General features: G+C 61.5%; 14 protein-coding genes. 11 read left to right on the top strand and 3 right to left on the bottom strand.

Annotated elements, in window-relative coordinates:
- Positions 1-127: 127 nt before the first annotated feature.
- The 3 genes from CLV89_RS16695 to CLV89_RS16705 are packed head-to-tail and all read right to left on the bottom strand — an operon-like array spanning position 128 to position 2,409.
- Entirely contained in the window at positions 128-1,453 is a 1,326-nt protein-coding gene (locus tag CLV89_RS16695) for an MATE family efflux transporter (protein ID WP_106164809.1), read from the bottom strand.
- An 18-nt stretch (positions 1,454-1,471) separates the two neighbouring features.
- Entirely contained in the window at positions 1,472-1,990 is a 519-nt protein-coding gene (locus CLV89_RS16700; RefSeq protein WP_106164810.1) for a PaaI family thioesterase, read from the bottom strand.
- Positions 1,987-2,409, bottom strand: coding sequence for a PaaI family thioesterase (locus tag CLV89_RS16705; RefSeq protein WP_106164811.1), 423 nt, complete (start codon positions 2,407-2,409; stop codon positions 1,987-1,989). Before CLV89_RS16705 ends, CLV89_RS16700 begins: the two co-directional genes overlap by 4 nt.
- 124 nt (positions 2,410-2,533) lie before the next feature.
- On the opposite strand from CLV89_RS16705, the gene CLV89_RS16710 reads away from it, so the two are divergent.
- From CLV89_RS16710 to CLV89_RS16760, 11 genes are all read left to right on the top strand, one after another.
- The gene (locus tag CLV89_RS16710) at positions 2,534-2,905 is read left to right on the top strand and encodes a MerR family transcriptional regulator (protein WP_106164812.1); all 372 of its coding nucleotides are present in this window, start codon (positions 2,534-2,536) and stop codon (positions 2,903-2,905) included.
- 114 nt (positions 2,906-3,019) lie between these two features.
- Positions 3,020-3,283: a hypothetical protein gene (locus CLV89_RS16715; protein ID WP_106164813.1), complete on the top strand. Its 264-nt coding sequence runs from the start codon at positions 3,020-3,022 to the stop codon at positions 3,281-3,283.
- Positions 3,284-3,623: 340 nt separating this feature from the next.
- The gene (locus tag CLV89_RS16720; protein WP_106164814.1) at positions 3,624-4,025 is read left to right on the top strand and encodes a MerR family transcriptional regulator; all 402 of its coding nucleotides are present in this window, start codon (positions 3,624-3,626) and stop codon (positions 4,023-4,025) included.
- A 65-nt stretch (positions 4,026-4,090) separates the two neighbouring features.
- Entirely contained in the window at positions 4,091-5,872 is a 1,782-nt protein-coding gene (locus CLV89_RS16725; RefSeq protein ID WP_106164815.1) for an acyl-CoA dehydrogenase C-terminal domain-containing protein, read from the top strand.
- A gap of 93 nt (positions 5,873-5,965) precedes the next feature.
- Entirely contained in the window at positions 5,966-6,178 is a 213-nt protein-coding gene (locus CLV89_RS16730) for a hypothetical protein (RefSeq protein WP_106164816.1), read from the top strand.
- Between the two features lie 44 nt (positions 6,179-6,222).
- Positions 6,223-7,386 (top strand): acyl-CoA dehydrogenase family protein, encoded by a 1,164-nt coding sequence (locus CLV89_RS16735; RefSeq protein ID WP_106164817.1) that lies wholly within the window; start codon positions 6,223-6,225, stop codon positions 7,384-7,386.
- Positions 7,387-7,671: 285 nt separating this feature from the next.
- Positions 7,672-8,304: a glutathione S-transferase family protein gene (locus tag CLV89_RS16740; RefSeq protein WP_106164818.1), complete on the top strand. Its 633-nt coding sequence runs from the start codon at positions 7,672-7,674 to the stop codon at positions 8,302-8,304.
- 10 nt (positions 8,305-8,314) lie between these two features.
- A complete protein-coding gene (locus CLV89_RS16745; protein WP_106164819.1) occupies positions 8,315-9,526 on the top strand; it encodes an acetyl-CoA C-acetyltransferase in 1,212 nt (403 codons plus the stop codon).
- Complete coding sequence (locus tag CLV89_RS16750) at positions 9,526-10,011, top strand: cupin domain-containing protein (protein ID WP_106164820.1); 486 nt, start codon at positions 9,526-9,528, stop codon at positions 10,009-10,011. The genes CLV89_RS16745 and CLV89_RS16750 overlap by 1 nt, the downstream gene beginning before the upstream one ends.
- A complete protein-coding gene (locus tag CLV89_RS16755) occupies positions 10,008-12,209 on the top strand; it encodes a 3-hydroxyacyl-CoA dehydrogenase NAD-binding domain-containing protein (RefSeq protein WP_106164821.1) in 2,202 nt (733 codons plus the stop codon). Before CLV89_RS16750 ends, CLV89_RS16755 begins: the two co-directional genes overlap by 4 nt.
- Before the next feature lie 188 nt (positions 12,210-12,397).
- Positions 12,398-12,943 carry an AAA family ATPase gene (locus tag CLV89_RS16760; RefSeq protein ID WP_106164822.1) on the top strand — a complete coding sequence of 182 codons (546 nt, stop codon included), beginning with the start codon at positions 12,398-12,400 and terminating at the stop codon, positions 12,941-12,943.
- Positions 12,944-12,965 lie beyond the last annotated feature (22 nt).

The following is a 12,965-nucleotide window of genomic DNA, read 5'->3' on the forward strand; positions in this document are numbered from 1 at the left end:
GCAGGCCGCGCCAAAGGCGCGGCCTGCCCCCGGCGATTTGCAAACAAAGCGCAAAACCTCACCAGTGATTTGCGATAGCAAATCTCCGCTTGGTATCAGGCGCCTCGCAAAGCGTCAGCGCAGCACTTCATACGGCAGACGCAATCGACGCCTCCAGCCGAGGGTAGCGGGCCGCCAGCGTCGCCGCGCGGGCGAGGTTCAGCACCATCAGCGCCAGCCACAGTCCGTGATTTCCCAGCACCGGGACACAGACCACAAGCGCGATCACGTAGATCCCCACCGCCTGGATCATCGCGATCCGCATGTCGCGGGTCCAGGTGGCACCGATGTAGATGCCGTCGAACATGTAGCTTGCCACGCTGATCAGCGGTGCCAGTGCCACCCAGATCAGATAGCTCCGCGCGGTTTCACGCACCTCCGGCGCCGTGGCCATCAGATCGATCAGCGCAGGTCCGCCGCACCAGAAGGCCAGCGCCAGAGCCACCGCGAAGCACACACCCCAGTGTGACGACACAAGCGCTGCCCGGCGCAGGCGCACAGGGTCCCGCGCGCCCACTGCCCCGCCCACCAGCGCCTCGGCGCTGAAGGCGAACCCATCCAATGCAAAGGCGGTGATCTCGATAAACTGGATCAGCACCTGATTGGACGCCAAGGTCACATCGCCCAGATCCGCGCCAAGGAACAGGAAGGTTGTGAACGACAGCGTCAGCAGCACCGACCGCACCATGATGTCGCCATTGACCTGCATCATCCGCTTCAGCCGCGCACGGTCGAAAATCCGCGCCCAATCGTACCACTGGTCGCCCGCAAAGGCCGATCTGCACAGCCAGAGGCCAAAGGCCAGCCCCGTCCACTCGGCGATCAGCGTCGCGATGGCGACCCCTTCGACGCCCCAGCCGAGCCCCAGCACGAACCACAGGTCCAGCGCGATATTGAGCCCGTTCATCCAGATCTGCAGCAGGAAGACCCCCCGCGTGCGCTCGATCGCGATCAGCCAGCCCGTCACGGCATATAGCCCGATGGTCGCAGGCGCGCCCCAGATGCGGATCTGCAGATATTGCCGCGCCAGGCCCTCCACCTCGGCACTGGCGGGCGCCAGCGCGAATGCCCCCCAGAACACCGCCACCTGCGCCAGGATAAAGAACAGCCCCGCGCCGCCTGCAAGGATCAGCCCCCGCATCAGCAGCGCGCCGGTCTCGGCCTCATCTCCGGCGCCGCGCGCCTGTGCCGCCAGACCGGTGGTGCCCATGCGCAGAAAACCGAACACCCAGTAGATGGTCGACAGGATCACCGCGCCGATGCCAACGGCGCCGATTGGGGCCGCCTCGCCCAGCTGCCCCACCACGCCCGTATCCACCGCACCCAGGATCGGCACGGTGGCATTGGACAGAACGATGGGCAGCGCGATTTTCAACACCCGGCTGTGGGTGATCGGTCCGGAGGCCTCCGACATGAAATTGGTCCTTCGTGATCAGCCCTCGGACGGGCGCTCCTGCGGCATCAGGAAATGCCCGGTCGCCTGGGCAAACAGCTTGTCCTTGTGGTCCTGCCAGGCCGCCACATGCACCGAGGCATAGCGCCGTCCGGAGCGGTTCACGGTGGCGCGCGCGTAGGAATCACGCGGCAGGCCGGAGCGCAGGTAATCCACCGTGAAATCAATGGTCTTGGGCAGGCGCGGCATCTGCCCCGCCGCCATCGTTTCCACATCCAGATCACCGCTTTCGAACTGTGGCCAGAGGTGGAACCACTGCAGAGTGATCACCGAGGTCACCTCGAGAAACGCTGCCGTGGCCCCGCCGTGGATCGCCGGCAGCATCGGGTTGCCAATCAGATTGTTATGGAAATGCATGGTCGAGGTCAGCTCATCGCCGCGACGCTCGAAGGTGATGCCAAGAAAGCCGATGTAAGGCACCGATTCCACCAGCGCCGCAAGGGCCGCATCACGGCGTTGCTTGATCACCTGCACGGGTTCAGGACGCGGGCGGCTCATGATTTCATCTCCACTGTGAAAGCGCCGGAGGCGGTGGCCACGGGTGTCTCGCTCTGCTCATCCGTCGCCACCGCGCGCACAAAGGCGACATTGCGGGTCACGTGGTGACATGTGGCGGTGGTGGTGATGGTCTGACCCGGCGTTGCGCCACGCATATAGTCGATGCGCAGGTCGATGGTGGCAGTGCTGGAGGGCGCGCTCGGGTGGCTCATCACCGCCGCACCACAGCAGGTGTCCATCAGCGCCGAGACCGCGCCGCCATGGATGACGCCGGTGTCCGGATCCCCGATCAGCTTCTTATCGTAGGGCATCACGATCACCGCGCGCCCCTCGCCGATCTCTGTCAGCTCCATTCCCAGCGCACGCGAATGCGGGATCGCCTCGATGAACTGGCGCGCCAGTTGCGTCTTGTCTGCCATGGGGAGCTCCTTGTCGCTGTTGCCTCATTTATCAGGTCCCGCTCTCCAAAGCGCAAGGCTTGCAAAACTCCCAGTTGCACCGCTCGGTTCACTTCCTTAGGTTGCCCCACAAGGGAGGACGTGGATGACCGAAACAAAACTGTCATTCAAGGAGATGTGCGCCGAGTTCGAAGTGACTCCGCGCACCCTGCGCTATTACGAATACATCGAACTGCTGCAACCAGAGCGGCAGGGGCGGTCCCGCTTCTATGGGCCCCGCGATGTGGCGCGGATGAAGCTGATCCTGCGTGGGCGCAAGTTCGGCTTCCAGCTGGAAGAGATCCGCCAGTGGCTCCTGATCTATGACAAGGAAGGCGACGCGGCCCAAAACCGTGCCTTCATCGAAATGGCCGACCGCCAACTGAAGGAGCTGGAACATCAGCGCCAGCAGATCGACGAGGCGATGGAAGAGCTGACCGACCTGCGCAAGGTGACCCTGAACCTGCTGGATGGCTGATCTGCTCTTGTGAGGCGCAAGACCCGGCTTGGGTTTTGGATCGGTGCCAATATCTCAACTGCGGTCGCACCCTAGTCGTGATGCACGCTTGGACCTTTCAGCCATGAAACATCTATGAAGAACTTTCGCTGGCAAGTCGCCGGAAACGTCCAAGGCAATTGTTTGTCAGTAGAGCTGATCGATGAATACGGAGATGTATTTGCGGACATATCTCGCTGCGATGGCCCCAATGCACTCACACTCAACACCTATGGCAACGACATTGATCTCGGCATCGTGGAGGCATTCATCCGCGTCGCCCGCGAAAGATTGGAGTGTTTTGAAGACGGTTCGTCGCTGACAAAGGCCCGAACCAACCAGAGATTTACAACAGAGTGAGAGGCCGTGTAGACCCGCTCTTTCAACTTCGCTGACAGTCACACCAGAATTTCCAGTGCAGACAGCCCCGTCACGCCAACGGGCACGACAAAGCCCCGACCTGCACAGAAAACCCCTTATTTTACGCTTGTTTTCCGGTCGTTGCGCCGGAGAGCTTCGGCAGTTTTCTGCCCTTCCAGCTCACGACGTCACGTCAAACCGCCCTGCCACCACGTCACCCTTTGAAGTGACGCGGCGTCGAAGTTACGTAAACGTCAAGTTCATGTTGTAACTCTCGACAAGAGCCGCCAAGGTTTACGCAGACGACGCCAACGTAAAGCAACATCTGAGTGACGCCCCCATGACTGAAGACACCAAATCCATTCGCGATATGTGTGACGAGTTCGGAGTGACTCCGCGCACGTTGCGATTTTACGAAGCCAAGGAATTGCTGTTCCCAGTCCGGGACGGGCAAAAACGCTTGTTCACCAAACGCGACCGGGCGCGGCTGAAACTCATCCTGCGTGGCAAGCGATTTGGCTTTAGCCTTGAAGAAATCCGCCAGCTTCTGGACCTCTATCACATGGGTGACCAGCAACTGACGCAGCTGAGCCGCACCTATGACATTGCCCAGGACCGTCTGGCCGACATGGAACGCCAGCGCGACGAGCTGACCGAGGCAATTGATGACCTGAAGGATCAGCTGAAATGGGGCGAGAAAGTCATCGCCTCGATGAAAACAAACGCCAAGGCGGCCGAGTAACCCTCACCGCCCTGTCCGCCTGATTGAATCCGCAAACCGCACCACTCCAACCAACGAGGACCGCGATGCCGAGCTATACCGCCCCCACCAAGGACACACAATTTGTCCTGCATGACGTGCTGAACATCAAGGAGTCGGGCATCCCCGGCTACGACGAACTGGAACGCGACTTCACCGGCGCCGTGCTGGAAGAAGCAGGCAAGATCGCCCGTGACGTGCTGCACCCGCTGAACGTGGTGGGCGACACCGAAGGCTGCCGACTGGAAAACGGTGTGGTCTACACCCCGACCGGTTTTAAGGCCGCATTCGAGCAAGTAAAGGAAGGCGGCTGGCCCGGTCTCGACATGCCGGAGCAATACGGTGGTCAGAACATGCCCTATGTGATGGGCACCGCCGTGGGTGAGTTCTTCTCCGCTGCCAACCAGGCCTTCACCATGTATCAGGGCCTGACCCATGGCGCGGCCTCGGCGATTTTGGTGCATGGCACCGATGAGCAGAAGGACAAGTATCTGCCCAAAATGGTCTCCTGCGAATGGACCGGCACCATGAACCTTACGGAGCCCCATTGCGGCACCGACCTCGGGCTGATGCGTACCAAGGCAGAGCCGCAGGACGATGGCTCCTACGCGATCTCCGGCCAGAAGATCTTCATCTCCGCCGGCGATCACGACATGTCCGACAACGTGATCCATCTGGTGCTGGCCAAGATCCCGGGCGGCCCCGAGGGCATCAAGGGCGTTTCGCTGTTCATCGTGCCGAAATTCCTGGTTAAAGACGACGGCTCCGTTGGCGAACGCAACGGTGTCTCGGTCGGCAACATCGAAGAGAAGATGGGCATCCACGGCAACTCCACCTGCGTCATGAACTACGACGGCGCCAAAGGCTGGCTGCTCGGTGACATGCATAAAGGCATGCGCGCCATGTTCACCATGATGAACGAGGCCCGTCTGGGCGTCGGCATGCAAGGTGTGGCGCAGGCCGAAGCCGCCTATCAAAACGCGGTGGACTACGCCAAGGACCGCCTGCAGGGCCGTGATGTGACCGGTGCAAAAAATCCCGACGGCCCCGCCGATCCGCTGATCGTGCACCCGGACATCCGCCGCAGCCTGATGGATCAGAAAAGCTTTGCCGAGGGCGCACGCGCGTTCCTTCTGTGGGGCGCCACGCAGATCGACAAGGCCCACCGCGGCGAGGACAAGGATGCCGACGGCCTGATCTCGCTGATGACTCCGGTCATCAAGGGGTTCCTGACCGACCAAGGTTACGACATGACCGTGAAGGCGCAGCAGGTCTATGGCGGCCATGGCTACATCGAGGAATGGGGCATGTCGCAATACACCCGCGACGCCCGCATCGCGATGATCTATGAGGGCGCAAACGGCGTGCAGGCGCTGGATCTGGTGGGCCGCAAGCTGGCGCAGGACGGCGGCAAGCATGTGATGGCTTTCTTTGATCTCGTCAAAGGGTTCTGCAAGGAAAACGCCGAACTTTCCGACGATTACGCAAAGGACTTCATCGAACCCCTGAAGGCGGCATCGAAGGATTTGCAGGCGGCGGGGATGTATTTCATGCAAAACGGCATGAAGAATCCCAACCACGCGCTCGCAGGTTCCAACGACTTCATGCACATGTTCGGCCACGTCTGCCTCGGCTTGATGTGGGCGATGATGGGCAAGGCGGCCAAATCGGCGCTTGACGCCGGGGCCTCTGACGCGGCGTTCTACGAGACAAAGCTCGCCACCGGCCGCTACTACATGGCACGTCAGCTGCCCGCGACCAAACTGCACCTTGCCCGCATCGAGACCGGCGCCGACACGGTGATGGCGCTCGACGCCGCGCAGTTCTAATCGCGATCTGCGACATGACAGCGGATGTGCCCTTCAGGGCGCATCCGGTCCCTTCTGCAGCCGGGGCGCATTTGGAAAAGAGAGGATCCGAATATGCCCAAACGTTTTCGCCTGACCCGCCGCTTTCCCGTCGCCATGACGGAGGACGGATTTCGCAGGCTCAAGCGCTTTGCCCAAGAGGCCGGACTGGACGAGGGAGAGGCGCTGTCCTTTCTGTTCGAGAATTTCGACAGCGTGATCAATGAGGACAATCTGACCCACCGCATGCGGCTGTTCAACGCCGAGCTGGAGGATCGAAAACGCTGACGCCCGGACCCGAATCCTGAACCGGGGCGTCAAAGGGGAGAGAGATGAGCGCAGAGCTGGATTTCCGGACCTCATCCGCATGGATGAGCGACGAGCACAAGATGCTTGCCGACATGACACAGAGCTTCATCACCAACGAATGGGCACCGAAGTTCGAGCGCTGGCGCAAACAGGGCGAAATGGATCGGACCACCTGGGCCGAGGCCGGTGAGCTGGGCCTGCTCTGCCCCTCCATCCCGGAAGAATATGGCGGCGTCGGCGGTGATTTCGGACATGAGGCCGCGATCCTGATCGAGACCAGCCGCGCCAATCTGGCCAGCTGGGGCCATGGCATCCACTCCGGCATCGTGGCGCATTACATCCTCTCCTATGGCACCGAAGAGCAAAAACAGCGTTGGCTACCCAAAATGATTTCGGGCGAGCTGGTTGGCGCACTGGCGATGACGGAACCCTCCACCGGCTCAGACGTGCAGGCGATCAAGACCAGGGCCGTGCGCGATGGCAATGTCTACCGGCTATCGGGGCAGAAAACCTTCATCACCAACGGCCAGCACGCCAACCTGATTCTGGTTGCGTCCAAGACCGACCCCGCGCTGGGCTCCAAGGGGGTCTCCCTTGTGGCCTTGGAAACCGATGGTGCCGAGGGCTTTACCCGTGGTCGCAATCTGGACAAGGTGGGACTTCATGCCGCCGATACCTCTGAGCTGTTCTTTGACGACATCGCCATCCCGCCAGAGAACATCCTGGGCGGCAGTGAGGGCCAGGGCTTTTACCAGATGATGCAGCAGCTGCCACAGGAGCGGCTGATCATTGCCTGCGGGGCGGTTGGTGCGATGCAGGGCGCGGTAGAGCGCACCATCGCCTATTGCAAGGAACGCGAGGCCTTTGGCGGCCCGCTGACCCAATTCCAGAACACCCGCTTCAAGCTCGCCGAATGCCTGACCAAGAGTAAGGTTGCCCGCGCCTTCCTTGATGAATGCATGGTGGAACACCTACGTGGAGAGTTGAGCGTCGAGAAAGCCGCAATGGCGAAATACTGGATCACCGATACCCAAGGCGAAGTGCTCGACGAATGTGTGCAACTGCACGGAGGATACGGGTTCATGCAGGAATACGCCGTGGCTGAGATGTGGGCGGATGCACGTGTGCAACGGATCTATGGCGGCACCAATGAGATCATGAAAGAGCTGATTGCGAGGTCGATGTGACAGATCTGACGCTTTGCCTTGACGGATCTGACGGGAGCCTCCGGCGGAGGTATTTGAGAAAAGATGAAGTCATGGGGCGCGCCCGCCCCCGGGCTCTCCGCCTAATGGGCAAGCGCGCCTTCACCTTTTGCAGTCATCGGCTCCTCAGCCTGTGCCGCATCGCCATATTGCTGCCTTCTTGGTTAACGGACCCTCAAAGGTCTTCATCTTTTTCCAAATACCTCACGGGGGTGCGGGGGTGTGAACCCCCCGCCGCGACATCGCCACTGGGAGGGGCGGTCTGACATGAAACTCCATTGTTTTGGCGAATCCGGCCATTCCTACAAGGCCGCTCTCGCGCTTGAACTGGCAGGGCTCGACTGGGAGCCGGTGTTTGTGGACTTCTTCAGCGGCACGACCCGCGGCTCAGAGTTCCGCAGTGACATCAATGAGATGGGCGAATGCCCTGTGCTTGTGGACGGCGAAGTGTCGCTCAGCCAATCCGGCGTGATCCAGCAGTATCTTTCGGACACATACGGAGAATTTGGCGGCAACACCCCGGAGCAGAAGCGCGAGATCCTGCGGTGGCAGCTGTGGGATAATCACAAGCTGTCCTCCAATGCAGGGCTTTGCCGATTTTTGATGAATTTTCTCCCCCAGGAGAAGCGCCCCGCCGAGGTGATCGCCTTCCTGCAAGGACGCTTAAAGGCCACCTATGCGGTTTTGGAGAAACACCTGGAAGGCCGTGACTGGATCGTGGGGGACGCAGTGACCAACGCCGACCTCACCTGCTGCAGTTATCTCTACTATCCGGAGCCCTTCGGCTTTGACCGCGAAGAGCACCCCAATATCGACGCCTGGCTGTCGCGCATCTCTGCGCTGCCTGGCTGGAAACACCCCTATGATCTGATGCCCGGCAACCCGTCGGATCGAGCTTGAGGAGACCAATATGACCGAAGCTTACATCTACGACACCGTCCGCACCCCACGCGGCAAGGGCCGCAAGGACGGCGCCTTGCACGAGGTGACCTCTGTGCGGTTGTCCGCCCTCACCCTCAATGCACTGAAAGAGCGCAACAGCCTCGAAGGCCATGCGGTCGAGGATGTGATCTGGGGCAATGTCACCCAGGTGATGGAACAGGGCGGCTGCCTGGCACGCTCTGCCGTGCTGGCCTCGGACCTTGACGAGTCCATCCCGGGCTTGGCGATCAACCGCTTCTGCGCGTCTGGCATGGAGGCCGTGAACCTGGCCGCGAACCAGATCCGTGGCGGCGCCGGACAGGCTTATATCGCAGGCGGCGTGGAGATGATGGGGCGCGTGGCCATGGGCTCCGACGGGGCGGCGATCGCCGTGGACCCGACGCTTGCCATGGACAGCTATTTCGTACCGCAGGGGATCTCGGCGGACATCATCGCCACCGAATATGGCTTCAGCCGCGATCAGGCGGATGCCTTTGCGGTGGAATCCCAACGCCGCGCCAAGGCCGCATGGGACGACAACCGTTTTGCCAGGTCCATCATCACCGTACGGGACCAGAACGGCTTGCCGATCCTCGATCACGATGAATACATGCGTCCCGGCACCGACATGCAGGCACTCGGCGCGCTCAACGCATCCTTCCAGATGATGGGCGAAGTGATGCCCGGGTTTGATGCGGTGGCAAAGCTCAAATACCCGCATCTGGAGAAGATCAACCACATTCACCACGCCGGCAACTCCTCCGGCATCGTGGACGGCGCGGCTGCCGTGTTGATCGGCAACAAGGAATTCGGCGAACGCCATGGGCTGAAGCCGCGCGCGCGCATCCGGGCCACCGCCAAGATCGGCACAGATCCCACCATCATGCTGACCGGCCCGGTTCCGGTGACCGAAAAGATCCTCGCAGAGACCGGCATGAAGATCTCCGATCTGGATCTGTTTGAGGTCAACGAGGCCTTTGCCTCGGTGGTGCTGCGCTTCATGCAGGCCTTTGACGTGGACCCGGGGCTTGTGAACCCCAACGGCGGCTCCATCGCCATGGGTCACCCGCTCGGCGCGACTGGCGCGATCATCATCGGCACGCTTCTGGACGAGCTGGAACGCCAGGACAAGGAATGCGGTCTCGCGACGCTCTGCATTGCCTCCGGCATGGGGGCCGCCACTATCATCGAGCGCGTCTGATGCCCAAGCTCGACCTGTCACAGATCGCCACCAAGGGCGGCTCCACCTATCCCGGCAAGTTGGCCGGGAGCGTGGAGGGGCGCACGTCACAGCGTCTGGGCGATGCCGCAGGGATCAGCCAGTTTGGCGTCAACCTCGTGCATCTGGAACCCGGCGCGCTGTCCTCCCTGCGCCACTACCACATGGAGCAGGACGAGTTTGTCATGGTCACCGCCGGTGCGCTGGTGCTGGTGGATGACGCGGGCGAACATGAAATGAACCCTGGCGATTGCGCCGCCTTCCCGAAAGGCGATGCAAACGGCCACCACCTTATCAACAAGAGCGATGCGCTGGCCTCCTTTCTTGTCATCGGCACCCGCACCGAGAGCGAGACGGCCTTCTACAGCGACCTCGACATGATGGTGAAAGTTGCAAACGGCGCCTTCACCTTCACCCGTAAAGACGGCAGCCCGCTGACGGCTGACCAGATCGGAGACGACACATGAGCGATTTCACATATGACGTAGACGCCGATGGCATCGCCATCATCACCTGGGACGCGGTGGACAAGTCCATGAACGTCCTCACCCGCGAGGCCTTTGGTCTTGTCGAGGAGTTCATCGACCGCGCGCTGGCGGATGACGCTGTCAAAGGCGTGGTGATCACCTCGGGCAAGAAAGACTTTGCCGGCGGCATGGATCTGAACGTGCTGGCCTCTATCCGCGAAGAATCCGGTGAGAACGCTGCACAGGGCCTGTTCGACTTCACCATGAACGGCCACCGCATCCTGCGAAAACTGGAACGCGCCGGCATGGAGGCCAAGACCAACAAGGGCGGCAAGCCGATTGCCTGCGCCATCAATGGCACCTGTGCGGGCATCGGCACCGAGATCGCGTTGGCCTGCCACTACCGCAGCATGACCGACAATCCGAAGGCCAAGATCGGCCTGCCGGAAATCCTGCTGGGTATCTTCCCCGGCGGCGGCGGCACCATCCGCTATTCCAAGATGGTTGGTGCTGTGAATGCCGCACCGGTGCTGCTGGAAGGCAAGATGCTGGACCCCAAGAAGGCGAAATCTGCCAGCCTTGTGGATGAGGTTGCCGCCGATCCGCTGGAGGCCGCCCGTCAATGGGTGCTGAACGCCAAGCCTGCGGATATCGTCAAACCCTGGGACGCCAAGGGCTACAAGATGCCCGGCGGCGCGCCCTATCACCCGGCCGGTTTCATGAACTATGTCGGCGCATCGGCGATGGTGCATGGCAAGACCCAAGGCGCCTTCCCGGCGGCCAAGGCGCTGTTGTCGGCGGTCTATGAGGGCGCTCTGGTCGATTTCGACACCGCCCTGCGCATCGAGGCGCGCTGGTTCACCCATGTTCTGATGAACCCATCCTCCTCGGCGATGATCCGGTCTCTGTTCATCAACAAGCAGGCGCTGGAAAAAGGCGCGGTGCGGCCCAAGGGCATCGATGATCAGACCGTCAAAAAGATCGGCGTTCTGGGCGCGGGCATGATGGGGGCCGGCATCGCGCTGGTCTCGGCGCAGGCCGGCATGGACGTCGTTTTGATCGACCGCGACCAGGAGGCTGCCGACAAGGGCAAGGCCTATGCCGCCAATTACATGGATCAGGGCATCAAGCGCGGCAAGGCGACGGCAGAGAAGAAAGAGGCTCTGCTGGGGCAGATCACCGCGACGCCGGATCTGGAGCACCTCAAGGGCTGTGACCTGATCATCGAAGCGGTGTTCGAGGACCCAAGCGTGAAGGCCGAGATGACAAAGAAGGTCGAGGCGATCATCCCCGATGACTGCATCTTTGCCTCCAACACCTCCACCCTGCCGATCACCAGCCTGGCAGAGGCCTCGGTCCGGCCCGAGCAGTTCATCGGCATCCACTTCTTCTCGCCCGTCGAGAAGATGTTCCTGGTGGAGATCATCAAGGGCGAGAAGACCGGCGACCGCGCGGTGGCCAAGGCGCTGGACTATGTGCGCCAGATCAGAAAGACGCCGATCGTGGTCAATGACGCGCGGTTCTTCTACTGCAACCGCTGCATCATCCCCTATCTGAACGAAGGTCTGCGGATGATCACCGAAGGCGTTTCGCCGGTGCTGATCGACAATGCCGCGCGCCAGCTGGGCTTCCCGGTGGGGCCAGTACAGCTGACGGACGAGACGTCGGTCGATCTCGGCGCCAAGATCGCGCGGGCGACCAAGGCGGCGATGGGCGATGCCTATCCCGAAAGCCCCGCGGATGATCTGATCTTCTGGATGGAAGATCAGGGCCGTCTGGGCCGCAAGGCCAACGCGGGCTTCTTCGACTACGATGAGAAGGGCAAGCGGGTGGAATACTGGACCGGCCTTGCGGACAAGTACCCGCAGGCGTCGGAGCAGCCAGATCTGATCGAGGTGCAGGAACGGCTGATGTTCGCGCAGGTTCTGGAAGCGGTGCGTGCTCTGGAAGAGAACGTGCTGATGGACATCCGCGAAGGCGACGTTGGCGCGATCCTCGCCTGGGGCTTTGCCCCCTGGTCCGGCGGTCCGCTCTCCTGGCTCGATATCATCGGCACGCCCTATGCGGCCGAACGCTGCGACCAGCTGGCAGAGGCTTACGGCGACCGTTTTGCCTGCCCGCCGCTCTTGCGGGAGATGGCCGAGAAGGGCCAGACCTTCTATGGCCGTTTTGCCCCCGCCAAGGACGAGGCTGCCTGAGGCGGCATCCATCGAGGCACCACCACAAGGTCGCCCCTTCGGGGCGGCCTTTTTAATGCGAGGCGCTGCCTCGCGCTCCGAGATATTTGAGAAAAGCTGAAGGACAGGGCCACGATGTTGTGCTAGTCTGGTGCAGCACCTGCCGTGGTAGCGGTGTTTCCCCCCGATCAGAATTCAAGAGGTAGGTCATGTCCGACCAACTGTTTGCCGTGACCGGCGGTCCCGGATCAGGCAAAACGACATTGCTCGAAGCACTGGCACAGCGCGGGGTCACATGTATGCCGGAAGCCGGACGCGCCATCATACGCGATCAAAGCTTGATCGGCGGGCAGGCCCTGCCTTGGGAGGATCGCAGCCTCTTTGCCGAAATGATGCTGTCGTGGGATCTGCGCTCCTACCACGAGGCAAGCGCCATGCCGGGCCCTGTGATGATGGATCGTGGCATTCCCGACAGTCTTGGCTACCTGCGCCTCTGTGATCTGCCCGTGCCGACGCATATGGCGCAGGCAGCCCAACGGTTCCGATACAACAGAAGGGTGTTCGTCGCCCCGTTCTGGGACGAGATCTTCGAACAGGATGAAGAGCGTACACAAGGCAGGGACGAAGCACGGGCGACACTATGCGCCATGGAAGACGTCTACCGCGCGCTTGGATATGAATTGATCCCCCTGCCCTTTGCCAGTGTTGCGCAGCGCGTCAGCTTTGTCCTGTCGCACCTGTCAAACGCAGAATGACCTGCTCCAGGGGGAAGAAGCA

This window comes from Tritonibacter scottomollicae (assembly GCF_003003215.1).
GTDB lineage: Bacteria > Pseudomonadota > Alphaproteobacteria > Rhodobacterales > Rhodobacteraceae > Epibacterium > Epibacterium scottomollicae.